23 protein-coding genes are annotated in these 24,834 nt (G+C 69.3%); 12 read left to right on the top strand and 11 right to left on the bottom strand.

Annotated elements, in window-relative coordinates:
- Positions 1–94: 94 nt before the first annotated feature.
- The 3 genes from aroA to hisN all read left to right on the top strand — a co-directional run bounded on the left by aroA (position 95) and on the right by hisN (position 3,316).
- The gene (gene aroA, locus J5V16_RS12375) at positions 95–1,435 is read left to right on the top strand and encodes a 3-phosphoshikimate 1-carboxyvinyltransferase (protein WP_408612412.1); all 1,341 of its coding nucleotides are present in this window, start codon (positions 95–97) and stop codon (positions 1,433–1,435) included.
- Positions 1,435–2,451: a ribosome small subunit-dependent GTPase A gene (gene rsgA / locus J5V16_RS12370; protein ID WP_208496578.1), complete on the top strand. Its 1,017-nt coding sequence runs from the start codon at positions 1,435–1,437 to the stop codon at positions 2,449–2,451. The genes aroA and rsgA overlap by 1 nt, the downstream gene beginning before the upstream one ends.
- Before the next feature lie 64 nt (positions 2,452–2,515).
- A complete protein-coding gene (gene hisN, locus J5V16_RS12365) occupies positions 2,516–3,316 on the top strand; it encodes a histidinol-phosphatase (protein ID WP_208496577.1) in 801 nt (266 codons plus the stop codon).
- A gap of 51 nt (positions 3,317–3,367) precedes the next feature.
- On the opposite strand, the gene J5V16_RS12360 is transcribed toward hisN, so the two are convergent.
- Positions 3,368–4,333, bottom strand: a complete 966-nt coding sequence (locus J5V16_RS12360) for an acetylxylan esterase (protein ID WP_208496576.1) — start codon at positions 4,331–4,333, stop codon at positions 3,368–3,370.
- 243 nt (positions 4,334–4,576) lie between these two features.
- Here J5V16_RS12360 and J5V16_RS12355 point away from each other — a divergent pair, with 243 nt between their 5' ends.
- The gene (locus J5V16_RS12355; protein WP_208496575.1) at positions 4,577–5,527 is read left to right on the top strand and encodes a pectate lyase family protein; all 951 of its coding nucleotides are present in this window, start codon (positions 4,577–4,579) and stop codon (positions 5,525–5,527) included.
- A 54-nt stretch (positions 5,528–5,581) separates the two neighbouring features.
- Here J5V16_RS12355 and J5V16_RS12350 read toward each other — a convergent pair whose 3' ends face one another.
- From J5V16_RS12350 to gcvT, 6 genes are all read right to left on the bottom strand, one after another.
- Positions 5,582–6,700: a Gfo/Idh/MocA family protein gene (locus J5V16_RS12350; protein WP_208496574.1), complete on the bottom strand. Its 1,119-nt coding sequence runs from the start codon at positions 6,698–6,700 to the stop codon at positions 5,582–5,584.
- Positions 6,697–8,055 carry a mannitol dehydrogenase family protein gene (locus J5V16_RS12345; RefSeq protein ID WP_208496573.1) on the bottom strand — a complete coding sequence of 453 codons (1,359 nt, stop codon included), beginning with the start codon at positions 8,053–8,055 and terminating at the stop codon, positions 6,697–6,699. Before J5V16_RS12345 ends, J5V16_RS12350 begins: the two co-directional genes overlap by 4 nt.
- The gene (locus J5V16_RS12340) at positions 8,043–9,338 is read right to left on the bottom strand and encodes an enolase C-terminal domain-like protein (protein WP_208496572.1); all 1,296 of its coding nucleotides are present in this window, start codon (positions 9,336–9,338) and stop codon (positions 8,043–8,045) included. Before J5V16_RS12340 ends, J5V16_RS12345 begins: the two co-directional genes overlap by 13 nt.
- A complete protein-coding gene (gene uxaC / locus J5V16_RS12335; protein WP_208496571.1) occupies positions 9,339–10,772 on the bottom strand; it encodes a glucuronate isomerase in 1,434 nt (477 codons plus the stop codon).
- Positions 10,773–10,857: 85 nt separating this feature from the next.
- Positions 10,858–12,165 carry a Gfo/Idh/MocA family protein gene (locus J5V16_RS12330; RefSeq protein WP_208496570.1) on the bottom strand — a complete coding sequence of 436 codons (1,308 nt, stop codon included), beginning with the start codon at positions 12,163–12,165 and terminating at the stop codon, positions 10,858–10,860.
- 77 nt (positions 12,166–12,242) lie between these two features.
- Positions 12,243–13,325 (bottom strand): glycine cleavage system aminomethyltransferase GcvT, encoded by a 1,083-nt coding sequence (gene gcvT / locus J5V16_RS12325; protein ID WP_208496569.1) that lies wholly within the window; start codon positions 13,323–13,325, stop codon positions 12,243–12,245.
- 75 nt (positions 13,326–13,400) lie between these two features.
- Between gcvT and J5V16_RS12320 the strand changes: the two genes are divergently transcribed.
- Positions 13,401–14,858 (top strand): leucyl aminopeptidase, encoded by a 1,458-nt coding sequence (locus tag J5V16_RS12320; RefSeq protein ID WP_208496568.1) that lies wholly within the window; start codon positions 13,401–13,403, stop codon positions 14,856–14,858.
- Between the two features lie 128 nt (positions 14,859–14,986).
- Here the strand turns inward: J5V16_RS12320 and J5V16_RS12315 are convergent, their stop codons facing one another.
- On the bottom strand, positions 14,987–15,319 hold the full coding sequence (locus J5V16_RS12315) for an oxidoreductase (RefSeq protein WP_208496567.1): 333 nt from the start codon (positions 15,317–15,319) through the stop codon (positions 14,987–14,989).
- A 214-nt stretch (positions 15,320–15,533) separates the two neighbouring features.
- On the opposite strand from J5V16_RS12315, the gene lpdA reads away from it, so the two are divergent.
- The 5 genes from lpdA (at position 15,534) to J5V16_RS12290 (ending at position 21,449) form a co-directional block, all read left to right on the top strand.
- The gene (gene lpdA / locus J5V16_RS12310; RefSeq protein WP_208496566.1) at positions 15,534–16,922 is read left to right on the top strand and encodes a dihydrolipoyl dehydrogenase; all 1,389 of its coding nucleotides are present in this window, start codon (positions 15,534–15,536) and stop codon (positions 16,920–16,922) included.
- A gap of 27 nt (positions 16,923–16,949) precedes the next feature.
- A complete protein-coding gene (gene sucB, locus J5V16_RS12305) occupies positions 16,950–18,665 on the top strand; it encodes a 2-oxoglutarate dehydrogenase, E2 component, dihydrolipoamide succinyltransferase (RefSeq protein WP_208496565.1) in 1,716 nt (571 codons plus the stop codon).
- Between the two features lie 190 nt (positions 18,666–18,855).
- Complete coding sequence (locus J5V16_RS12300; protein WP_208496564.1) at positions 18,856–19,287, top strand: hypothetical protein; 432 nt, start codon at positions 18,856–18,858, stop codon at positions 19,285–19,287.
- A gap of 207 nt (positions 19,288–19,494) precedes the next feature.
- A complete protein-coding gene (locus J5V16_RS12295; protein ID WP_208496563.1) occupies positions 19,495–20,466 on the top strand; it encodes a phosphotransferase in 972 nt (323 codons plus the stop codon).
- Entirely contained in the window at positions 20,463–21,449 is a 987-nt protein-coding gene (locus J5V16_RS12290; protein WP_208496562.1) for a phosphotransferase, read from the top strand. The genes J5V16_RS12295 and J5V16_RS12290 overlap by 4 nt, the downstream gene beginning before the upstream one ends.
- Here J5V16_RS12290 and J5V16_RS12285 read toward each other — a convergent pair.
- Positions 21,446–21,688 carry a hypothetical protein gene (locus tag J5V16_RS12285; RefSeq protein WP_208496561.1) on the bottom strand — a complete coding sequence of 81 codons (243 nt, stop codon included), beginning with the start codon at positions 21,686–21,688 and terminating at the stop codon, positions 21,446–21,448. The genes J5V16_RS12290 and J5V16_RS12285 overlap by 4 nt on opposite strands.
- Positions 21,689–21,838: 150 nt before the next feature.
- On the opposite strand from J5V16_RS12285, the gene J5V16_RS12280 reads away from it, so the two are divergent.
- Both J5V16_RS12280 and J5V16_RS12275 read left to right on the top strand, forming a co-directional pair.
- Positions 21,839–22,657, top strand: coding sequence for a class I SAM-dependent methyltransferase (locus tag J5V16_RS12280; RefSeq protein WP_208496560.1), 819 nt, complete (start codon positions 21,839–21,841; stop codon positions 22,655–22,657).
- 137 nt (positions 22,658–22,794) lie between these two features.
- Positions 22,795–23,085, top strand: a complete 291-nt coding sequence (locus J5V16_RS12275) for a hypothetical protein (RefSeq protein WP_208496559.1) — start codon at positions 22,795–22,797, stop codon at positions 23,083–23,085.
- A gap of 7 nt (positions 23,086–23,092) precedes the next feature.
- On the opposite strand, the gene J5V16_RS12270 is transcribed toward J5V16_RS12275, so the two are convergent.
- Both J5V16_RS12270 and J5V16_RS12265 read right to left on the bottom strand, forming a co-directional pair.
- Positions 23,093–23,614, bottom strand: coding sequence for an acyl-CoA thioesterase (locus J5V16_RS12270; RefSeq protein WP_208496558.1), 522 nt, complete (start codon positions 23,612–23,614; stop codon positions 23,093–23,095).
- Positions 23,615–23,736: 122 nt separating this feature from the next.
- Entirely contained in the window at positions 23,737–24,726 is a 990-nt protein-coding gene (locus tag J5V16_RS12265) for a hypothetical protein (RefSeq protein WP_208496557.1), read from the bottom strand.
- Positions 24,727–24,834 lie beyond the last annotated feature (108 nt).

Below are 24,834 nucleotides of genomic sequence, written 5' to 3'. Positions count from 1 at the left end.
GGCTCCTCAATTTCCGCGCGGCCGGCGCGGGCGGCCCCGGCCGCGCCACCCCCGATGCGCCGACCTTCGGGTGCGCAGCCCGCGGGCCTCTAGAATGGCGGGCGTGAACGCAACCGCCGCCCCCAAGAAGCGCCGCTGGGAGACTCCGTACGCCGAGGCCGAGCTGGACGCGGTCGTCCGCGTGCCCGGCTCGAAGTCGATGACGGCCCGCGCCCTCATCCTCGCCGCGCTCGCTTCCGGCCCCTCCACGATCCGGCGGCCGCTCATAGCCCGCGACACGCTCCTCATGGTCGAAGGGCTGCGGTCCATCGGCGTCGCGGTCGACACCGGCGACGACGACCTGTGGACCGTCGTCCCCGGGACCTTCAAGGGCGGTACCGAGGTCGACTGCGGCCTCGCCGGGACCGTGATGCGGTTCCTGCCCCCGGTCGCGGCCCTCGCCGACGGCCCCGTCGCCTTCGACGGCGACCCGCACGCGCGCAAGCGCCCCAACGACGGCGTCATCAAGGCCCTGCGCGACCTCGGCGTCGCCGTCGAGGACGGCGGCCGCCTCGCCCTGCCGTTCACCGTCGAGGCCACCGGCTCGGTCGAAGGCGGCGTCCTCGAGGTCGACGCCTCGAAGACCTCCCAGCTCGTCTCCGCGCTCCTCATGGCCGGCCCCCGCTTCAAGCAGGGCCTCGACCTGCGCCACGTCGGCGACAGGCCCGTCCCGAGCCGCCCCTACCTCGACATGGTCGTGCACATGCTGCGCCAGGCCGGGGCCGAGGTCGACGACTCGGAGCCCGACCGCTGGCGCGTCGCCCCCGGCGAGCTCCAGGGCCGCGAATGGGTCATCGAACCCGACCTGCAGAACGCCGCGCCGTTCCTCATCGCGGCCGCCGCCGTCGGCGGCCGGGTCACCATCGAAGGGTGGCCGACCGAGACCACGCAGGCCGGGGACAAGATCCGCGACCTGCTCGTCCAGCTCGGCTCCCGCGTCGAATGGAGCCGCGGCGGCCTCACCGTCGTCGGCTCGCCCTCGGTGCTGCCGGTCGAACTCGACCTCGCCGACGCCGCCGAGCTCACCCCGACGCTCGCCGCGCTCTTCGGCGTCAACAACGGCCCCTTCGCCATCCGCGGCGTCGCCCACATCCGCGGCCACGAGACCGACCGGGTCTCGGCGCTCGTCACCGAGCTGCGCAAGATCGGCGCGGACGTCGACGAGTTCGAGGACGGCTTCCGCGTCAACAAGGGCGGCCACGCGACCGGGACCTGGGCGACCTACGCCGACCACCGCATGGCCCACGCGGGCGCGGTCGCCGGCCTCGTCGTCCCGGGCCTCGTGCTCGACGACGTCGCCTGCGTCTCCAAGACCTGGCCCGACTTCGCCGAAGTGTGGGAGCAGGCCGTGCGCGGGCACGGGAACGCCGCACCGACCGAGGGGACTGACGCCTAGTGCCGCAGCCGGACTGGGACGCCGAAGAGGAAGACGAGTGGGACGAGGACGACGTCAGGGTGCGGCCGACCCGCCGCTCCCGGCCGCGCACCAAGATCCGGCCCAAGCACGAGCACGCGCAGGAGGGCTTCGTCACCGCGGTCGACCGCGGCCGCTACACCTGCCTGGTCGACGGCGTCACCGTCACGGCCATGAAGGCCCGTGAACTCGGCAAGCAGTCCATCGTCGTCGGCGACCGCGCCGCGCTCGTCGGCGACCGCTCCGGCGACCCGGGCACCCTCGCCCGGATCGTCAGGATCGAACCGCGCCACGGCGAACTGCGCCGCTCCGCCGACGACGAGAACGCCAACGAGCGCGTCGTCGTCGCCAACGTCGACCAGCTCGTGGTCGTCGCCAGCCTCGTCGACCCGCCGCTGCGGTACGGCTTCGTCGACCGCTGCCTCGTCGCCGCCTACGACGCCGGGGTCGCGCCCGTGCTGTGCCTGACCAAGCACGACCTCGCGCCCGAACTCGTCGCCGAGGTCCGCTCCTACTACTCGCAGCTCGACCTCACCATCACCACGACCGAGCCCGAAGCGCCCCTCGACGAACTCGTGGCACTGCTGCGCGACAAGGAGAACGTGTTCTTCGGGCACTCCGGCGTCGGCAAGTCCACCCTCGTCAACCGGCTCGTGCCCGGCGCCGGGCGCGCCGTCAGCGAGGTCCGCGCGATCGGCAAGGGCTCGCACACCTCGACGAGCACCATGTCGTTCCAGCTGCCCACCGGCGGTTGGGTCATCGACACCCCCGGCGTCCGCTCCTTCGGGCTCGCGCACGTCACCGCCGACTCGATCCTCAAGGCCTTCCCCGAACTCGAGGCGGTCGCCGAGGACTGCCCGCGCGGCTGCACGCACACGCCCGAGATCGGCGACTGCGCCCTCGACGCCGCCATCGGCCCCGACGACCCGCGCGCCGGCCGCCTCGCCTCGTTCCGCCGCGTCCTCGCCTCCCTGCACGAGGCCGACACCAAGAACTAGGCCGTTCACCTGTTCGTTGCCTCGCTGGTCGAGGCCTCCTCCAGGGGCTCAGTAGGATGTGCCCATGCCCACCTCCAGCTATAACGACGATCTCGGCCTCGCGCACCTGCTCGCGGACAGCGCCGCCCAGATCGGCAACAGCCGGTTCCGCTCCTCCGACCTGCGGGTCTCCTCCAAACCGGACATGACCGAGGTCAGCGACGCCGACACCACGATCGAGGAGGTGCTGCGCTCGACGCTCGGGCGCGCCCGCCCCCGCGACGGCATCTTCGGCGAGGAGTACGGCGACAACCCCGGGGCCTCAGGCCGCAAGTGGGTCATCGACCCGATCGACGCCACCCGCAACTACGTTCGCGGCGTGCCGGTCTGGGCCACGCTCATCGCCCTGTTCGACCGGGGCGAGCCCGTCGTCGGCGTCGTCAGCGCCCCGGCGCTCGGCCGCCGCTGGTGGGCGATGAAGGGCGCCGGCGCGTTCGCCGGGCGCGACCAGCGCGCGGGCAAGCGGATCCAGGTCTCGAAGGTCGCGAAGCTCTCCGACGCCTCGGTGAGCATCTCGTCGATCACGAGCTGGTCGAAAGTGGACCGGCAGGGGGCGATGCTCGGGCTGCTGCACGAGGCGTGGCGCGAGCGCGGCTTCGGCGACTTCTACTCGTACTGCCTGCTCGCGGAGGGCGCGGTGGACATCGCGGCCGAACCCGAAGTGGCCCTGTGGGATCTGGCGCCGCTGGCGCTGATCGTCGAGGAGGCCGGCGGGACGTTCACGGACCTGCGGGGCCGTCCCGGTCCTGACGGCGGCACGGCGCTGGCGACGAACGGGCTGCTGCACGAGCAGGCCTTGGAGCGGTTGAAGATCCGGGAGCAGTAAGGCGTACAGCGAAGGGGCGCGGCCGAAACGGCCGCGCCCCCTTTTGTTCGTCTAGCGTTCGGCGAGGAACTTCAGCTGCTCGGCGCGCTGGAGGATGCCGCCGCCTTCATGGCCGTTCCAGGGCCACACGGTGATCCGCTTCTCGCCCTGCCAGCGGTTGTAGGCCGCGAACACGGTCGAGGGCGGGCAGACGTCGTCCATGAGGGCGACGGAGTAGAGCGCGGGGGCGGTGCCGCGGGCGGCGAAGTTGACGCCGTCGAAGTAGTCGAGGGTCGCGAACGCCCGCTCCTCGCTGAGGCGCTGCCCGGCGAGGAACTCGCCGATCTCCCGGTAGGGGAAGGCGTCGGTGATGGTCGTGGCGCGGCGGAAGTAGGTCAGGAAGGGCACGTCGATCATCGCGCCGGCGAGGTCGTCGCGGAGGCCGCCCACCGCCTGGGCGATGCCGCCGCCCTGGCTGCCGCCGGCGACGACGACCCGGTTCGGGTCGATCCCGTCGAGACTCTTCGCGACGTCGACCGCGCGGACGGCGTCGGTGAAGACGCGCCGGTAGTAGTAGTGCTGGGGGTCTTCGATGCCCTGAGTCATCCAGCCCTTGTTGGTGGGGCCGGTGGTGCCGTAGGGGTCGCCGGTGTCGCCGGGCTGCCAGTGGCCGAAGCCCTGGCCGCGGGTGTCCATGACGAGCTGTGCCCAGCCCGCGGCGGGGATCGTGGTGTGCGAGATCGGGATCGAGCGGCCGCCGGAGTAGCCGATGTACTCGACGACGCACGGGAGGGGGCCTTCGATGCCCTTGGGCTTGACGAGCCAGGCCTTGATGGGATGGCCGCCGAAGCCGGCGAAGGTCACGTCGAACACTTCCAGGGTGACCAGGTCGGTCGCGAACGGCTCGAGCCGAACGTCGAGGTCGTGGGCGGAGGCGTCGGTGAGCGTGGTCTTCCAGAACTCGTCGAAGTCGGCCGGTTCGGGGACGTCGGGGCGGTATTCGCGGAGCTGTTCAAGGGGAAGGTCGAAAAGAGCCATGGAGAGTTTGTAGCACGACCAAACGAACTTCTGCAATCGTCGCGGGCGGCGGGGCCAGTCCCTGGGACACCACCGGTTGCCAGGCGACAGACGGGGTGGTCGCCGCATCGTGCGCCCCGTTTGCCCCTATTTCGGGGGTAGGTCTTGCAACCGCTGTCCAGCGGGGCTTACCGTCATATATAGAGGCACATCGATATTACGGATCGATCGCCGTGCCTCCCCATCTACGAAAGGACATCGTCAATGTCGACGATCACCCTCCATGCCAGGCGGGCCCTCGGGCTCGTCGTGGCCGTGGTGCTGACGACCCTGTCGATCAGCGTCTTCAACCCGGCACCGGCGCTGGCCCAGTCCGGCCCCATCGGCTACGCCTCCCTCAACGGCGGCACCACCGGCGGCGCCGGAGGCCCGACCACCACCGTCACCTCCGCCTCGGCGTTCGTCTCGGCCGTCGCGAGCAACTCGGCCAAGATCGTCCGCGTCAGCGGGACCATCGCCCTCTCGGGCATGGTCAACGTCGGATCGAACACCTCGATCATCGGCAACTCAGGCGCGACCTTCACCGGCGGCGGGCTCAACTTCGACTCCGACCGCAACGTCATCGTGCAGAACATGCGGTTCAACAACTGGTCCGACGACGCCATCAACGTCCAGGACGCCTCCACGAACCTGTGGTTCGACAACAACACCTTCGGCACCGGCAACGACGGCGCGCTCGACATCAAGCGCGGCTCCGACTACATCACGGTGTCCTGGAACCGGTTCAACGGCACCGACAAGACGATGCTCCTCGGCCACTCGGACTCCAACGGCGGCCAGGACATCGGCCACCTCCGCGTGTCCTACCACCACAACTGGTTCAACGGCACCAACCAGCGCACCCCGCGCGTGCGCTTCGGCTCCACCGTGCACGTCTTCAACAACTACTACGTCAACATCGGCGCGTACTGCGTCGCGACCACGATGAACGCCGGCGTCCTCTTCGAAGGGAACTACCTCGAGAACGCGGACGACGCCGTCCACATCGGCGAGGGCGACTCCGACCCCGGCCGGATCCTCTCCCGCAACAACCACCTGGTGAACACCGGCACCCCCGCCTCCAGCGGATCGGTGTCCGGCGTCCCCTACTCCTACACGCTCACCACGCCGTCGTCGGTCAAGTCCGTCGTCACGGCCAGCGCGGGCGCGAGCTAGCCCGAAGCAACGGGACGGCGCCGCGAAGGAACGCGGCGCCGTCCCTTCGCGTTCCTAGGCCCAGGGGAGGCCGAGTTCGCTGAAGAGCCTGCCCTGCTTGGCGGCGGCTTCGACGGCCTTGTCCGCTCCCTTGAGGATGGTCACAGGGTCGTCGCCGACGCGTTCGAGGTGCTCGGGGTCGACCAGGCGCGGGATCGGGTCGTTGAGGACGGTCTCGAGGACGCCGGTGAAAGTCTTGGCACGGCGCAGCCCGGAGATGAGGCCGACGCCCTTGTTGCGGTGGGCGAGCAGGTTGTCGAGGAGGTCGGTGCGGCCGTACTGCTTGGGCTCGGTCTCGCCGGGCAGGAGGAGCCGGTCGGTCGGGTACTCGAACCAGGCCTCGCCCTTGGTGCCGCGCACGTAGACGTCGCCTTCGAGCTTCTTGTCGCCGCAGAGGGTGACGGCGACGGTGATCTTGACGCCGTTCTTGTTCGTGGCGCGCCAGACGGCCGTGTCGTCGACTTCGATGTTCTCGCGGGTGCGCAGGCGCTCGAGTTCGATGGGGCCGTCGAGGGGCCAGTCGCCGGCGAGGGCGATGGCCTCCTGGGAGGCGTGGGCGAACGGGTTGGCGAGGGCGCCGTCGGCGATGAGACTGCCGTTCGCTTCGCGCTTGCCGGCCCACGGGGAGCGGCGGTAGTAGGAGTCGGGGCGCTGCCAGGAGCCGGCGACGGCGACGGATTCGACCTCGCCGAGTTCTCCGGCTTCGATGGCGTCGCGAAGGGCGTTGAACGCGTGGGAGCCGAGGGCTTGGAAGCCGACTTGGACGTTGCGGCCGGTCTCGGTCATGACGTCGTAGAGCTCGGCGTATTCGGCGAGGTTGGCGACGGGGGGCTTCTCGAGGTAGACGTCGGCGCCGTGGCGCATCGCGGCGCCCGCGATGGGCAGGTGGGTGGGGGGCGGGGTGGCGATGATGACGACGTCGGGGTCGGTGGCGTCGAGCATGGCGCGGTAGTCGTCGAAGACGGGGAGGTCGCCCACGGGGATCTGGTCGTCCTCGTAGATCTCTGCGGTGTCGCAGAGGGCGACGAAGTCGAGTTCGCCGCTGCGGCGGCGGGGTTCGAGGTTGTGGCGGTGGTGCAGGCCGTATCCGTTGGCGCCGACGAGGGCGATGCGGGGCGTGCGGGTTTCGGTCACAGGTGCTCCAGTGTGGTGGCGACGCCGTGCCGGTCGAGTTCGCGCAGCCATTTGGCGGCGGCCCGGCGCAGCTGGTGGTTCTCGGCGACGGTGGGGGGGACGATCTGGTGGAGCCCGAGGATAGCGTCGATGCGCGCGGCGGGGTTCCCCCCGGCGGCGGCGAGGCTCTGGCGGATCACGTCTTTGAGCGGGTCGTCGAGGGGCAGTTCGGCGCCGTCGTCGCTGCGCCCGGCGCAGAAGCGGGTCCAGGCGGCGACCGGGAGCGCGATGAGGTCGAGGTCGACGTGCGCTTCGGCGAGGTCCGCGATAGTGGCGAAGAGCCGCTGCGGGAGCTTCTGGGAGCCGTCCATGGCGATCTGGAGGCACCGGTGGCGGATGCCGGGGTTGTGGAAGCGTTCGAGCACGCCTTCGCCATAAGCGACGGTGTCCTGCCCGTCGGGCGGGGTGAGGCTGGGGGCGATCTGCTCGGCGATGAGCCAGCGCGCGAAGGATTCGGCGCCGGGCAGGGCGAGGGTCTCGCTGATGGTCTCCACGTCGGCGAGGGCGCCGAGGTAGGCGAGCGTGGAGTGGACGCCGTTGAGGGTGCGCAGTTTCAAGCGCTCCCAACCGGCGACGTCGTGGGTATAGGTGGCGTCCCAGGGGGGCCGGGGCCCGGCGAAGTCGTCTTCGATGACCCATTGGGTGAACGGTTCGGCTTCGACGGCGGCGAGGTCGGTGACGCCGAGGTCGGCGAGGGCGCGTTCGTAGGTGGCCTGGGTGGAGGCGGGAACGATGCGGTCGACCATCGAGGAGGGGAAGGCGACGTTCCCTTCGGCCCAGTCGCGGGTGGCGTCGTCGAGGAGGGGTTCGACGGCGGCGCGGGTGGTCTTGCCGTTGTCGGGCAGGTTGTCGCAGCACAGGATCGTGAGCGGCGGGCCGCCTCGCGCGGCGCGCATGGCGAGTCCGGCGGCGAGGAGGCCGGGGACGCCGGCGGGGTCGCGGTAGGCCTTCTCGGTCACGGTGAGGGTGACGACGTGGGTGGTCTCGGCGGCGACGAGGTCGACGGCGCGTTCGCGTTCGGAGGCGATGTGGACGGTGTCGGCGATGGCGCCGACGACGCGCATCGAGGCGCCTTCCGGTCCGAGGGTCGCGACCGAGAAGAGGCCGTCCTGTTCGGCGAGGGCGTCGATGACACCGCGCGAGTTCGGCGCGGCGACGGTGATGCCCCAGTCGGTGTCGTCGGTGTAGACGGCCTGGTGGGCGCGATGGAAGGCGCCCGCGCCGAGGTGGAGGACGCCGGCGGTCTGAGGGCGGTCCCCAGGGACTTGCACGTCCCCGGGGAGCCGCTTCAGGACCGAGCTGGTCAGGCGTTCCATGCCGGGCCGTTCGGGAACGAGAACTCGGCGATGGACTCGGGCTTGAGCGTCACCGAGTAGCCCGGCTGAGTCGGCAGCCGGTAGCGGCCGTCGACGACGGTGACCGGGTCGGTGTAGTGCTCGTGCAGGTGGTCGACGTACTCGATCATGCGGCCCTCCAGGGTCTTCCCCACTCGAAGGTATTCGAACATGCCGAGGTGCTGCACGTATTCGCACAGTCCGACCCCGCCGGAGTGGGGGCAGACGTCGACGCCGTGCTTGGCGGCCATGAGGAGGGTGGCGAGGACTTCGGGGATGCCGCCGACGCGGCAGGCGTCGATCTGGCAGACCTTGATGGCTTCGGCCTGGAGGAGCTGCTTGAAGATGACGCGGTTGGCGGCGACTTCGCCGGTGGCGACGCGGATGGGGGCGACGGCCTTGGCGATCTTGGCGTGGCCGAGGATGTCGTCGGGGTGGGTGGGCTCCTCGATCCAGTACGGGTCGAACGCGGCGAGTTCCTGCATGTTCTTGATGGCTTCGGGGACGGACCAGATCTGGTTGGCGTCCATCATGAGCAGGCGGTCGGGGCCGAGCACGTCGCGGATGATGGCGGCGCGGCGCACGTCGTCGGCGACGTCGGACGAGCCGACCTTCATCTTCGCGGCGGTCCAGCCTTCGGCGACGGCCTGCTCGGTGAGGGCGCGGACCTTCTCGTCGGAGTAGCCGAGCCAGCCCACGGAGGTGGTGTAGGCGGGGAAGCCGTCGGTCTCGAGGACTTTGAGGCGGTCCTCGTAGCCGATGCGGCCCTCTTCGAGGATCGCGACGGCCTCGTCGTAGGTGAGCTCGTCCTCGATGTGCCGGTAGTCGATCTGGGCGGCGAGTTCGGCGGAGTCCATTTCGGCGAGGAGGCGCCACATGGGCTTGCCTTCGAGCTTGGCGCGCAGGTCCCACACGGCGTTGACGATCGCGCCGACGGCCATGTGGGTAGCGCCCTTCTCGGGGCCGAGCCAGCGGATCTGGGGTTCCTGGATGATCGAGCGGGAGAACTCGACCGGGTTCGCGAAGATCTCCTCGACGGTCTTGCCGACCACGAGGTGCTCGAAGGCCTTCACGGCCTGGACGCAGATCTCGGTGCCGCGCCCGCCGGTGAAGGTGAAGCCGGTCCCGGTGGGGCCGCCGTCGGTGAACAGCTCGACGTAGCAGGCCGAGTAGTCGGCGCGGTTGATCGAGTCGGAGCCGTCGCCGGCGGTCGCGGTCGGGAACCGTACGTCGTGGACTTCGAGTCGTTCGATCCGGGTCGTCACTTAGCTGTCCAATCCATAGATCTTGCGGGGCTGGTGGTAGGCGAGGTCGAGGGCGACCTCGGCGGCTTCCTGCTCGGTCATCCGGTGCTCGGCGACGAGGCGGGCGAGGTAGGCGGCGTCGATGCGGCGGGCCACGTCGTGCCGGGCGGGGATGGAGCAGAACGCGCGGGTGTCGTCGACGAACCCGGCCGTGTTGTAGAACCCGGCGGTCTCGTGCACCGCTTCCCTGAAGCGGCGCATGCCCTCCGGCGAGTCGAGGAACCACCAGGGCGCGCCGAGGAACACCGAGGCGTAGCCGCCCGCGAGCGGGGCGAGCTCGCGGCTGAACACGGTCTCGTCCAGGGTGTACAGGACGATGCGGAAGCGCGGGTGGTTGCCGAACGCGTCGAGGAGCGGCTTGAGGGCGCGCGTGTACTCGGTGGCGTTGGGGATGTCGCCGCCGACGTCGCGGCCCCAGCCTTCGTACAGCCACTGGTTGTGGTTGCGGTTCGCCCCGGGGTGGAGCTGCATGACCAGGCCGTCGTCGACGCTCATGCGCGCGAACTCGGTGAGCATGAGCGCGGGGAAGCGCAGGATCTCGGCCTCGTCCGCTTCGCCTTTGAGGGCCTTCGCGTAGATCTCGGCGGCGGCCTTCGGGTCGTCTTCGGTTGCGGCCGTGAGGTTCCCATGGTCGGTGCAGGTGGCCCCGGCGGCGATGAAGTCCTGGCGGCGCTGGCGAAGCGCGGCAAGGAATCCGTCGAAGGTCGAGGTGTCCTGGCCGGTGATCTCGGCGAGCTGTTCGACCCGCTCCTTCCAGCCGGGCCAGCCGGGTTCGACCATGTTGTCGGGCCGGAACGTGGTGACGACCTTGCCGCCCTTGCCGCCCCACTTGCGGCCGTTCTGGGCAGGGAGCGCCGCGAGCGCGGCGTGCGGTTCCAGGGAGTCCACGGGGGACTCGGTGGTGGCGAGCACTTCGATGTTGAAGCGGTCGAACAGGGCCCGGGGCCGGTAGGCCGGCTCGGTGAGGCGCGCGGAGAGGTGGTCGTAGAACTCGTCGGCGGTGTCGGGGCCGAGCTCTTTGTAGATCCCGAAGACCTCCGCGAAGGTGTAGTCGAGCCACATCTTCGAGGGCGTGCCGCGGAACAGGCGGTAATGCTCGGCGAAGCGCCGCCAGATCGTGCGTCCATCCACTTCAGAGGGTTCGCCGGTGACCGACGGGACGCCCATCTCGGCGGGGGTCACGCCCTGGCTGTAGAGCATCCGGGTCAGGTAGTGGTCGGGGACGACGAACAGCCGGGCCGGGTCGGGGAACGGCCGGTTCTCCGACATCAGACGCGGGTCGACGTGCCCGTGGGGGCTGACCAGCGGCAGGTCGGCGGTGCGCTGGTGGAGCTCCCGGGCGATGGCGCGCGTGCGCTCGTCGGCCGGGAACAGCCGGTCGGGATTCAGACTCATCAGTGTTTACTCCGGTTCGGGGAGAGGCGAGCGCAGCGAGCCGGCTGGGTGGGGCGACGGGTGCGGGTTCATTATGGGGCGCTTCCTACTTCAAGAGGTCGGCTACGTCGACCGGGAGGCCGGTCTCGATGGACGCGTTCGCGGCGAGGCCCGCGGCGAGGGCGTTGACGCCGTCCTGGGCGTTCGCAGAGCGGTCGTGCGGGTCGGTGTCGCCGTCGAAGAGGACGCCGAGCATCCGCACGTCGCCGCCGCCGTGCCCGGCGCGCTGGTAGTCGCCGAGGTCGATCTTCTGGGGCTTGGTCCAGAAGGGGTGGAGGGTGAGCTCGTACCAGCCTTCTTCGGGGGAGGCGTCGGTGCCGTGCAGCGAGGCGCCGTTGGGGCCCTTCAATGCCGGGTTGACGTGGTCGTTCTCGACGACGAGGAGTTCGAGGCGGCCCTGGGTGCCGTTGAAGTGGACCCGGTAGCCCTCCCACGGGGAGTAGGCGGTGAGCCGGTAGGAGAGCGTGACGCCGGAGTCGTAGTCCACGAGGGCCATCATGTCGTCGTAGATGGTGATGCCGGGCGCGAACACGGACTGGTCGCGGATGTAGCCGTCCTCGGTCTCGGCGTCGAGGTACATCTGCTTGAGGCCGGGGCTGTCCTCCATGTGGAGGGCGAACGGGTCGTCCGCGGCCTCCGGGGAGCCGTGGACGCGGGCGTAGCCGCGGTCGTGGCCGGTGCGCTTGCCGTTCTCGCCGTAGAACGCGAGCTTGCCTTTCGCGAAGGCGCGCACGGGGGCCGCGTCGAGCCACCAGTTGACGAGGTCGAAGTGGTGGCCGGACTTGTGGACGAGGAGGCCGCCGGAGTTCGCGGTCTCGCGGTGCCAGCGGCGGAAGTAGTCGGCGCCGTGGCGGGTGTCGAGGAGCCAGTCGAAGCCCACGGAGGCGATCTCGCCGATGGCGCCGTCGCGCAGGAGCTCGGCGACCTTCTCGTGCAGCGGGTTGTAGCGGTAGTTGAAGGTGACGGTGACCGTGCCCTTCGACTTCGCCTCAGCCTCGATGATCGCGGCGGCGTGCGCGCCGGTGGTCGTCAGCGGCTTCTCGCAGATGACGTCCTTGTCCGCGGCGAGAGCGGCGAGGATGTACTCGTGGTGCGTGGCGTCGACCGAGGTGACGATGACGGTGTCGGGCCCGGTCTCGGCGAGGAGCCGGTCGAAGTCGGCCGCGGCGTACACGGCGGGCGCGGGATGGCCAGCGGTTTCGATCGCTTCGACGTGGGCGGCGATGCGCTTGGGGTTGGTGTCCGCGAGTGCGACGAGGCGGGCCTTGCCGCTCCGCTCGGTGATGGCGTTGCGGTACATCGTGGCGCGAGAACCGGTCCCCACAAGGGCGTAGCGATGCGGCGTGCCAGTCATGTGACTCCTTCGTCGGCGAGTTTTGGTAAACGCTATCGGAGAAACTTGCCGCAATCAAGAGCCGGGTCTGGCTGGGCTTACTTCGGCGTGGCTTTCGTAAAGGGGGGCTTGACAACCCGAATTGGCAACCGGCGGCCACGCACATCGAGCTCAAGCTCGGCCCCCGGCTTGTAGGCCGCGTCGAGCAGGGCCAGCGCCACGCCCTTCTTCAGGGTCGGCGCGTGCGTGCCCGATGTGGTCTCCCCCACCACTTCGTCGCCGTCCATGACCGCCATGTGGGCGCGCGGGACGCCCTTCCCCGTCGCTTCGAGGCCCCACAGCCGCCGCTTCGGGCCCGCGGCGCGCTCCGCCTCCAGCGCGGCCTTGCCCCAGAACTCGGGCTTGTCCCAGCCGATCGCCCAGTTCAGGCGCGCCTGCACCGGCGTGATGTCGAGGCTCAGGTCCTGGCCGTGCAGCGGGTAGCCCATCTCCAGGCGCAGCGTGTCGCGCGCGCCGAGCCCGCACGGGGCCGCGCCCGCCACGAGGATCCCGTCCCACAGGTCCACGGCGGCCTCGTTCGGCACCACCAGCTCGAACCCGGTCTCGCCGGTGTAGCCCGAGCGGCAGACGATCACGTCCGCGTGGTCGACCAGGTGCTCGCGGAAGGTCATGTACTCGTGGTCGTGCGGCAGCCCCAGGTACTCGAGGATGCGCGGCGACTCGGGGCCCTGGACCGCGATCACCGCGAATCCGCGGTGCACGTCGCGCACCTCGATCCCCTCGGGCGCGGCCTCCTCCAGGCGGCGCGCGACCTCGGCCGTGTTGGCGGCGTTGGGGATCAGGAACACCTCGTCGTCCGAGAACCGGTACGCGATGAGGTCGTCGACCACGCCGCCGTCCCCGTCGAGGCACAGCGTGTACTGCGCCCCGCCCGCACCGATCCGGTCGAGGTCGTTCGCCAGGCACCGGTTCACGAACGCCGCCGCGCCCGGGCCCGTCACCCAGACCTTGCCCAGATGCGAGACGTCGAAGGCGCCGACCCCGGTGCGCACCGCCTGATGCTCGGCGAGCACGCCGCTCTCGTACTGGAGCGGCATGTTCCATCCCGCGAACTCGGCGAACTTCGCGCCGTGGGCGAGGTGGCGTTCGTGCAGGGGCGAGGTGAGCAGTGTCTCCGACATGGGACAGAGACTATCGTCCTCGTCCCAGTGACTAGGATCGGAGCATTTGGTCCCCAGAACAGCTAAGGATGGATCGTGACAGCTCTGAACGCCGCCTCAGGTGACATCGCCGCCGCCGAGGCCGAAGTGCTCGTCGTCGGCGTCTTCTCCGGCGAGGACGCCCCCGTGCTCCCCGACAGCCTCGCCGGGATCGACGCCGCCTTCGGCGGGCGCCTCGCCGAGCAGCTGGCCGTCCTCGGCAACACCGGTTCGGCCTCCTCGCTCACCCGCCTCCCCGCCCCCGCAGGCCTGAGCGCCAAGCTCGTCTACGCCGTCGGCCTCGGCGACGCCGGGGACCTCGACGACGAGACCCTCCGCCGCGCCGCCGGCACGGCCGTGCGCGCCGCGTTCGGCAAGGACACCGTCGCCATCGCGTTCGAGGGCGACCCCGAGGCCACCGCCGTCGGCGCCGCGCTCGGCGCCTACAAGTTCGAGGGCTACAAGACCGGTGACGGCGGCGACGCCGCCCCCGCCGAGGTCGCCGTCTACGGCGCCACCGCGGCCGCCATCGCCAAGGCGACCGTGCTCGCCGAGAGCGTCGCCCTCGTCAAGGACTGGGCCGACGCCCCCGCGAACCTCCTGCGCCCGCCGACGTTCGCGATCGAGATCGAGCAGGCCGCCACCGCCGCGGGCGTCGACGTCGAGATCCTCAACGCCGAAGCGCTCTCAGCGGGCGGCTACGGCGGCGTCCTCGCCGTCGGCGGCGGCTCCTCCGCCGAGCCCCGCCTCGTCCGGCTCTCCTACCGGCCCGAAGGCGCCACCCGGCATGTCGCGCTCGTCGGCAAGGGCATCACCTTCGACTCCGGCGGCATCAACATCAAGCCGGGCGCGGGCATGTGGGACATGAAGGGCGACATGGCCGGGGCCGCCGCCGTGGTCGGCGCCACCCTCGCCGCCGCGAGACTGGGCCTCAACGTGAACGTCACCTGCACCGTGGCGCTCGCCGAGAACATGCTCTCGGGCTCCTCGTTCCGCCCGTCCGATGTGATCACCATCCGCAACGGCATGACCGTCGAGGTGCTGAACACCGACGCCGAAGGCCGCCTCGTGCTCGCCGACGCGATCTCGCGGGCGCTCGAGGACGAGCCCGACGCGCTCTACGATGTGGCGACGCTCACCGGCGGCCAGCTCATCGCCCTGGGCCGCCGCACCATGGGCCTCATGGGCACCGACACCGAGACCGAGCGGCTGCGCCGCATCGGCGAGACCACCGGCGAGCACGGCTGGCCGATGCCCTTCCCCGAGGACATCGTGAAGCTCATGGAGTCCTCCATCGCCGACGTCTCGCAGTGCGCGACCGGCCTCAAGCGCGACGGGCACATGGTGCAGGGCGGGATCTTCCTGTCGAAGTTCGTGCCCGAGGACCTGCCTTGGGCGCACCTCGACATCGCGGGCCCGGCCGACTCCGACTCGACCTACGGCTACATCGCGAAGGGCGCGACCGGGTTCCCGGTGCGGACCCTCGTCGCGCTGCTCGAGGAGTTCGCCTCGTAATCACCCAGATGTGCAAAAAGGGCCCGGCTGCCGCCGGGCCCTTTCTCGCTTTCACCTTCCTCACCGCCAAGTGGCGGGACAGTGCGGTGAATATTGCGCAATCGTTGCGTAAGCGAGGGGTGAAAATTCTAGTGGCGACCCTGCTGCTCGAGCTTGCGGCGCGCGTCGTAGTCGCGCTTACGCTGCGGATATCCGGTCTTGGCGACCTCGTACACCGGGGTGTTGTACTTGCGGCCCAGGGCGAACGCGCCCGCCGGGCCGTCGACGCGCCGCCGCGTCCACTCGCCGTCGTGGGCGATGAGCATGACGGTCGTCTCGGTGACGGTGGTCTTCGGCTCGAGGTAGGCCTCGACGCCGACGCGCGTTTTGATGAAGTCGATGAGGTGTCGCTGGTCAGCGTTGTCAGAGGCACGGTCCAGCGTTCCCTTGCCCTGTTTCTTCTTCCGTCCGAACAAGCCCACGGCCGCTCCCTCCGCACCAGTTGAGGCGTGATTTCCAAGCGTACACACGCGCTAGGACACCTGTGTCCAGCCGCACACGAAGGGGACTTTCCGAATGCTCGCAGCAAGCGGTTGAATGGTGTTGCACACTCCAACCACAGGGTCTGGGCGATCACGAGTCGCCCCCGGTGGAAGGATGGGCCCCGAACCTAAGCATCGTTAAGTGGGGAGAGCAATGAGCGACCCGAACGCAGGATACGACGTAGTAATCCTGGGCGGCGGCAGCGGCGGCTACGCCAGCGCGTTCCGCGCGGCTGAGCTGGGGCTGTCGGTGGCCCTGATCGAGAAGGACAAGGTCGGCGGCACCTGCCTGCACCGCGGCTGCATCCCCACCAAGGCGCTGCTCCACGCCGGCGAGGTCGCCGACACCGCGCGCGAGTCCGAGCAGTTCGGCATCCTGGCCGAGTTCAAGGGCGTCGACATGCCGGCGGTCAAGAAGTACAAGGACGACGTCGTGTCGAAGTTGTACAAGGGCCTCCAGGGCCTGGTCAAGGCGCACAAGGTCGAGTTCATCCAGGGCACCGGCACGCTCGTCGGCCCGAACACGATCCAGGTCGACAACGGCACCACGGTGACCGGCCGCAACATCATCCTCGCCACCGGCTCCTACTCCAAGACCCTTCCCGGGCTTGAGATCGACGGCGAGAAGGTCATCACCTCCGAGCACGCGCTCGAGCTCACCGAGCTGCCGAACAAGGCCATCGTCATCGGCGGCGGCGTCATCGGCGTCGAGTTCGCCTCCGCCTGGAAGTCCCTGGGCGTCGAGGTCGAGATCATCGAAGGCCTCCCCCGCCTCATCGCGGCCGAGGACGCCGACTCCTCGAAGCAGCTCGAGCGGGCGTTCCGCAAGCGCGGCATCAAGTTCCACACCGGCAAGTTCTTCGAGAAGGTCGAGAAGACCGCTTCGGGCGTGCAGGTCACGATCCAGGGCGGCACCGTCGTCGAGGGCGACGTGGTGCTGGTGGCCGTCGGCCGCGGCCCCGTCACCGACGGCATCGGCTACCAGGAGCAGGGCGTCAACATGGACCGGGGCTTCGTCCTGGTCGACGAGAACCTGCGGACGAACCTCCCGAACGTGTACGCCGTCGGCGACATCGTCCCCGGCATCCAGCTCGCGCACCGCGGCTTCCTGCAGGGCATCTTCGTGGCCGAGCACATCGCCGGCCTGAACCCGGCCCCGATCGACGAGACCGGCATCCCGCGCGTGACCTTCACCGAGCCCGAGGTGGCCTCCATGGGCCTCAACGAGGACAAGGCGAAGGAGAAGTACGGGGCCGACAAGATCAAGTCGGTCAACTACAACCTCGCGGGCAACGGCAAGTCGAACATCCTCAAGACCCAGGGCTTCATCAAGCTCGTCGCGGTCGAGGACGGCCCGATCGTCGGCGTCCACATGGTCGGCGCGCGCATCTCCGAGCAGATCGGCGAGGCGGAGCTGATCTACAACTGGGAGGCTTACGCGAACGACGTCGCCCAGCTGATCCACATGCACCCCACCCAGAACGAGGCGATCGGCGAAGCGGCGATGCTGCTGGCCGGCAAGCCGCTGCACGCCCACGACTAATCCACAACCGCAGGAGTTGAACGAACGATGCCGACATCGGTAACGATGCCCGCTCTCGGTGAGTCGGTCACCGAGGGGACTGTCACCCAGTGGCTCAAGAAGGAAGGCGACACCGTCGAGGTCGACGAGCCGCTGCTTGAGGTCTCGACCGACAAGGTCGACACCGAGGTGCCTTCGCCGGTCGCCGGTGTGCTGCTGAAGATCGTGGTCCCCGAGGACACGGATGTCGAGGTCGGCGGCGAGCTGGCGATCATCGGCGACCCGTCCGAGGCTTCCGGGGACGCCCCGGCCGCTCCGGCGCCCGCGCAGGAGCCGCTGCCCGAGCCCGAGGCCCCCAAGGCCGAGGCGGCTCCGGCTCCGGCCGCCCCCGCCGCGGAGGCCCCGGCCTCCTCCGGCGGTGCCGCCGAGGGCACCGAGGTCCTGCTCCCCGAGCTGGGCGAGTCGGTCACCGAGGGCACGGTCACGTCCTGGCTCAAGGCCGTGGGCGACACCGTCGAGGTGGACGAGCCGCTGCTGGAGATCTCGACTGACAAGGTGGACACGGAGATCCCGTCCCCGGCGGCGGGCACGCTGCTGGAGATCCGGGTCGCCGAGGACGAGACCGCCGAAGTCGGTTCCGTGCTCGCGATCATCGGCTCCGGTGCCGCCGCGGCCGCCGCTCCGGCTCCGGCTGCAGAGCCGACCCCGGCCGTGAAGTCCGAGCCCGAGCCGGAGCCCGCTCCGGCCCAGGCCGAGGGCACGCCGACCAAGCCGGCCCCGGCGGAGCCCGAGACGGCTCCGGCCCCGGCCGCCGCTCCCGCCGCGTCGAAGCCGTCGGGTTCGTACGTGACTCCGCTGGTGCGCAAACTCGCCTCCGAGAACGGCGTGGACCTCGCCGAGGTCACCGGTTCCGGTGTGGGCGGACGCATCCGCAAGGAGGACGTCCAGGCCGTCATCGACGCGAAGAAGGCCCCGGAGCCCGCTCCGGCCGCCGCTGCCGCTCCCGCGAAGGCTGCTCCGGCTCCGGCCGAGGTCAGCCCGCTGCGCGGCCGCACCGAGAAGATGAGCCGCCTGCGTCAGGCCGCCGCGAAGGCGCTGCTGAACTCGATGCAGTCCACGGCGCAGCTGACGACGGTGCGCGAAGTGGACGTCACGAAGGTGGCGAAGCTCCGCGCGGCGAAGAAGGACGAGTTCCTGGCCCGCCACGGCGTCAAGCTCTCCTTCCTGCCGTTCTTCTCCATCGCCGCGATCGAGGCGCTGCAGCAGTACCCGGTCGTCAACGCCTCCATGAACATGGAGGAGAAGACGATCACCTACCCCGAGGCCGAGCACGTGGGCTTCGCGGTGGACACGCCGAAGGGCCTCATCGTCCCGGTCGTCAAGAACGCCGGCGACCTGAACATCCCGGGTCTGGCCAAGCGGATCGCCGAGATCGCCAAGAAGGCCCGCGACGGCGGCCTGGCGCCCGACGACCTGTTCGGCGCGACGTTCACCATCACCAACACCGGTTCGGTGGGCGCGCTGTTCGACACGCCGATCGTCCCGCTCGGCCAGTCGGCGATCCTCGGCACCGCCGCGATCGTCAAGCGCCCCCGCGTGATCAACGACCCTGAACTGGGCGAGATCATCGCGGTGCGCTCGGTCATGCACCTGACGCTGAGCTACGACCACCGCCTCATCGACGGCGCCGACGCGGCCCGCTACCTCGAAGCGGTCACGAAGCGGATCGAAGAGGGCAACTTCGAACACCAGCTGGGCCTGTAAGGTCGGCGAGCGACACCGGAAGGGGCGCGGCGGGATGATCCCGCCGCGCCCCTTCCGCGTGCGATCGCCGCCGTCTTGCAGCTGCGGGCGGCCTCCACAAGTCGCCACGCCTACCCGTAACCGGCAAAGCGTGTCCTCGTTGTTCCTACAACCCACCTTTTGTGACCCCACGCGGAAGTTAGGAACTCGAATGTCTATCGAGTACAACGAACTCCTCGCCATGCTGATGGAGACACGCCCCGAATTCGCCACCGAGCTGTACAACTGGACCGACGGGCCCGACCTCCCCGACCACGACGCCATCGCCGTCTCCCGCAGGACCATCACCCTCCCCGAACAGCCGAACCGGCTCCGCGTCTGCGTCGCCGCCGCGTACTCCAAGGGCGGCGAACGAGTCGTCGCCCTCCTGTTCGACGCCGTCCTCGAACCGGACCCAGCGCAGGCCGAATCCTGGCTTCGGTTCATGACCGACGCGCAGCGGGCGCTGAGCTGCATGGTCGTGTTCGTGGTGCTGTGCAGGGACGCGCAGACCGCCGACTGGGCGCTCACCTACAGCGCCGTCGGCGACATCGGCTGCTATGTAATGCCGGTGGTGATTCCCTCCTTGCTCGCGAACGCCTAGAATGGAACCCGGCCCTCGCCGCCGTCCCCACCACGGCAGCGAGGGCCGCTTGCATTTCGGCCGCACGTCACGCGATGTCGCACCCGTCTGGGACCGTTGAAAACGGGGGCCTCCCAGTGTCCGATATGAAGGCTAGCGCCGGAAATGGAATGACTTCCCGCTTAAACTCGTTGCGGCAGCGCCCGCACCCCGGCCACACTCTGACCCATGTCCCGATTCGGACCCACGGTCCCCTACGACGCCACCGCAGACCGCGCCACCTGGTCGACACTCCCCGCCTACGTCCAGGAGCGCATCATCGCCGAACTCGGCGGCAAGCCCGCCGACATCCGCATGGCCGGCGGCGGCTTCAGCGGCGGCTTCGCCGCCCGCGTCCGCACCGAATCCGGCGCCGAGCTCTTCATCAAGACCGCAGGACCAGATAACGCCTTCGCACTCAACGCATTCCGCCAAGAGGCCCGCGTCAACGCCGTACTCCCCCAAAGCGTTCCGGCCCCCCGCTTCGAGTTCGCGGCCGACTTCGAGAACTGGACCGTCCTCGGCTTCGAAGCCGTCGACGGCCGCGCGCCGACCCTCCCGATGAGCCCTCGCGACCTCGACCTCATGCTCGACGCCTGGGCCCAGGCCGCCGCCGCCCTGACCCCTGCGCCGCAGACGCTGCTCGACATCGGCGTCAGCGCTGTTCCCATTAAAGAGGACCTGCGGCGCTTCGCCCGAGTCGCCGCCGGTGCAGTAGACCCGTTCCCGGTTCCGCCCGCGCTGCAGGACCGCATCGACGAACTCGCCGCAATCGAGAGCGGCATCGACGAAGCCATGGCCGCCGACTCCGTCATGCACTTCGACCTGCGCCCGGACAACATGATCGTCGGCGCCGACCAGGCCTGGATCTGCGACTGGAACTGGGTCCAGGTCCACTCGACCTGGTTCGACACCGCGTGCTTCCTCATTGCGGCCCATGGCGACGGCCACGATGCCGACGCACTCTTCCGGGCCCACCCGACCGCCGCGGGAGTCACCCCTGACGAGCTCGACACCGTGCTCGCCTCGATCACCGGCTACTACCTCAGCCAAGCCGCGCAGCCGCTGATCCCCAAGGTCTCGCCGTACATCCGCACCCATCAGCGCTGGAGCGGGCTCGCCGCCGCCGACTGGCTCGCCCAGCGCCGGGGCTGGACGTGACGAGCCCCGCGCGGGCGTTCCGCGGTGCCGAACCACTCGACTACGCCGCCACGGCGATCCGGCCTTCGTACGAGTCGCTGCCGTCGCCGGTGCGCGCCCGCGTCGCGGCCGCACTCGGCGGCGCACCGACAGCAGTGACGGTCGCGGGCGGCGGCTTCACAACGGGCTTCGCGGGTCGCGTCCGGGCCGCGTCGGGTGCCGAGCTGTTCATCAAGGCCGCGGGGCCATACCCGCCGGAAGTCCATGGCCTCTACCGGGACGAGGGCCGCGTGACCGCCGCGCTCCCGCCCGAGGTGCCGGCCCCTGCGGTGCGGTTCCACGATGATGTCGACGACTGGACCGTCACCGGATTCGAAGCGCTCCAAGGCGAGCCGTTCACGCTTCCGATGCGGCCGGAAGCGCTCGACCTCATGCTCGAGGCATGGGCGGTGGCCGCGGCGGCCATCAACCCGCCGCCGCCGCCGCTCGTCGCGACGGGCATCCGCCCGAAGACCGCGGAGAACCTCCGCGTCTTCCAGAAGATCGCGAACGGCGAGGAGGCGCCGATCGCCCTGCCGCCCCAGCTGCAAGGCCGGTCGGCGGAACTGGCGGCCGTCGAGGCCGGCATCGACCGGGTCTTCGTCACCGACCAGGTGACCCACGGCGACCTGCGGCCCGACAACTGCTTCCTCGGCCGCGACCGCGCCTGGATCTGCGACTGGTCCAAGCCGAGGTACGCGCCGCCTTGGGTCGACACCGTGAACCTGCTGATCGTCGCCCACGGCGACGGCCATGACGCCGAACGGCTTTTCCGGTCGCACCCGACCGCTGACGGCGTCTCCGGCGACGAGCTCGACACCGTGCTGGCCGCAATCACCGGCGCACTGCTCGACGGCTGGGACGACGCACCGCGGACGATCGTCTCCCCCGCGATCCACACGCATATGCGCTGGGCGGCTCTGGCGGCCGCCGACTGGCTCGCGCGGCGGCGCGGCTGGGCCTAATCCTCTTCGAGCAGCTCCGACGCGCTCGATACGAACGGGGCCTTGAACAGCCAGGACTCCACGAGCGCGTCGTCGGTGCACGAGGACAGCCGGGCCCGCTCCTCATCGCTGAGCCGCACGCCGTTCCCGTCGAGGAACGCCAGCACTGCCCGGACGAGCCTCGCCCGCGTCTCGACCCGGACCGTCTGACGCCCGGCCTCGCGGGCCTCGGCGCGCAGGGCCATCGGAATAGTCACCATGGAATCACGTTAGGCGCCAACCCAACCAAGCCCGTGGTTCGCGACCCGTGTCGTATGTCAGTTTCGCGACATTTGCGAACCCAGCGCGCTCATTCCCATTATTCGGGAAGTAGCTCCCATATATTAAGCACTCTCCACTAGAGTCTCCTCATGGCGAAAGAGACCGCGACCTACATCCACGGCCACCACGAATCCGTCCTGCGTTCCCACACTTGGCGAACGGCGGAGAACTCGGCGGCGTACCTGCTGCCCGAACTGCGGCCGGACAGCACGATCCTCGACATCGGCTGCGGCCCAGGCACTATCTCGGCAGATTTCGCCGCGCTCGCCCCGGAAGGACACGTCACGGCGGTCGACTGCGTACCGGCCATCGTGGATCAGGCCGCGAAAGAGGCCGGGTCCCGCGGGCTGACGAATATGGCCTTCGCAGTGGCCGACGTCCACGCTCTCGACTACGCCGACGACACGTTCGACGTCGTTCACGCACACCAGGTCCTCCAGCATGTGGGAGATCCCGTCCATGCGTTGAGAGAAATGTGGCGGGTGGCCAAACCCGGCGGCGTGGTCGCCGTGCGCGACAGCGACTATCGGGCCTTCACCTGGTTCCCCGAATCCGACGGGCTCGGCGACTGGCTGGACCTGTACGAAGAGGTCGCCCGCGCAGGCGGAGGCGAACCGGACGCGGGCCGGCGCCTCAAGTCCTGGGCGCTGCAGGCCGGGTTCGAAGAGCAGTCCATCACGGCGACCTCTACGACCTGGACTTTCAGCGACGAGCGGGACCGGACCTGGTGGGGCGACCTGTGGGCCGACCGCGCCCTGCACTCCGACTTCGCAAGGCGGGCACTCGCCGGCGACCACGCCACTCAAGAAGAGCTGCAAGCGATCTCGGATGCCTGGAAGGCCTGGGGAGCGAGCCCCGAAAGCTGGCTCATGATCCCCCACGGAGAAATCCTGGCCAGAGTCTCCTGACATCCTCGGTGAGGGCGGAACAGCCCCGCCCTCACCCGCAGCAAACCTCACCGGAAGAAACCGTCAGTGGTCGCCTCTACACTTCCAGCAACGAGGCACCTCGCCTCACCACAACTGCACAACAATCGGAGGCCACGATGCCGGCAGTCTCTCCCGAACTCGACAACCTCGCCGAATCCATAACCGCACTCGCGGGAGCCCGCAAACGCATCCCGCTCAACCACCTGCTGCGCGAGACCGGGCTGAACATCCTCATCCTCTCCCGCATCGCCTCGAACCGCCTCGAAGACCGCCTCCGCCGCGAAGAGATCGAATCAGCCGCCGACCATCTGGTCACCCAACTCCGCCACGCCGCCTGGGAACTCCCGCCTCCGCCCCCAATAGAGGCACCGTCCCCACCCGATCCAGCACCGCCGCCCGCGACCTAACGCCAGGTCACTGAGACGGCCGCGACTGCTTCGTACTGGCGATGTGGGTCGCGGCCGTCCACTCCAGCAGCCACTCAGGCACCTGCAGGTCGGCCGGGAATCCTCCGACGACCTTCTCGAGCTCATCGTGCTCGACCGATCCGCCCGACTTCTTCAGGAACCGGGTCCGCACGAAGGCCCGGGCGTACACGGCATCACCGACGCAGAACGTCTGCTCGAGATACGCCCACCGCTCGTCGAACCCGAGCACCCGGGTCCGGATCTCGAACACCTGCCACGGCTGCAGCGACTTCTTGTACGTGATCGTCTGCCCGGCCACCACCGGGTACCAGCCCTGCGCCTTCATCTTCGCCCAGAACCCGGAGCGCACCATCAGATCGATCCGGCCCACGTCCATGATCGTCAGATAACGCCCGTTCGTCATATGCCCCAACGGATCCAAATCCGTCGGCACCACCCGGAACCGCGTCACCGCGACATCCCACAGCGCCAACGCCCCCGCCCGCCGCGAACGCAACCACAGCAGCAACAGCCGAAAGTAAAGATTCACCAGACCACCACCGAATCGACCCACAAGTTACCCGACAGTAGCATGATCAAGGGCAGCCTTCGACCAGCGCAACGCGCGGCCCGTAACCCGGTGAGACACCCCTACCTAGCTTTCACGGGCCAGCCGACGAACCGACCTTCCTCTTCATGGACCAGCTCGAGACCGACGGACTCGATCAGGCGCTTAAGATCGTCATGGGGAGCCTCCGGAAGAAGGATCGCCAGCGCAGCCGGGCTGGGGTCGATATAGCGCCGGTAGTCGAAGAGCTGTCCGATCGCCAGCCGAATCGAGTTCCGGTCGGCCTGGCCCTTGGCTTCGTAGAGGACGTTGTCGGAGACGTCGAAAACATCGCTTAGCAGCATCGCGTTGAGGCCCGGGATCGGGATCTGGCAGCGCTTCACCTCGTGGCCATCAGCTTCAAGCAGCGCCCGGAATCGATCGACCAGCTCTGCTTCGCGGCGCCGAACCATCGTTTCTTCGATGGCCTTTCGCACAAAAGCAGACGCGGCATTGTTCTCGGGCTCGACCAACTTGCTCGCGAGCACCTCAATCGGCTCAGGCTCAGCGGCTTCATGGAAGTCGGTGTAGGTGATGCCTGGCATGACCGGAACCATTTCGATCGAGGGTTCAGCGGTCGCGCCGACCGGTCGAAGCTGGAAGACGATCACCTTCCGGAGGTCACCGTTCTCGTCAGGCGCTTCTGCGTAGATGTGCGTGTTTGACAGGTCCAACCCGTACTCGCCGAGATACTTGTGGAGCCGAGCACTGGACCCGTTAACGTAGCCAACCGCTTCGAAAAGTCGGATCGCCCGACGGTCTTCGCGGTGGTTCAGGATCGCGGCATTGCCTTTGGCGAGTATCTGGTCGCCCACGCGGCCTTCGCCGGTGTAGCGAACAAGCGGTCCCTCATCGTCGTAGAGGGCAAGGTCGTCGATGTAGCCATAGGGCCGGCCCTTGGCAGGGTCGGAGAAGATCATCACGTTGGGCGTGGTCCTGGAGTGTGCGATCCCGCTGTATCGGGAGCCTCCCCAGTTGCTGTGGATCTCGTCGCGGTCGTAGACGCGGCCAAGTTCGAACTCGGGATCAGTCACGGGAGGTCATCACCTTGCGGGTTGAGACGTGAAGGGGTGCTTCAGCTTATGCGGGCTGCGGGCTGCTCGGGGCGCGGGAACGCGACGTCGGTTTTCGGCCAGCAAGCG

Source organism: Glycomyces niveus, assembly GCF_017592475.1.
GTDB lineage: Bacteria > Actinomycetota > Actinomycetes > Mycobacteriales > Micromonosporaceae > Glycomyces > Glycomyces niveus.
This window is presented reverse-complemented; position numbering and strand designations above follow the sequence as displayed.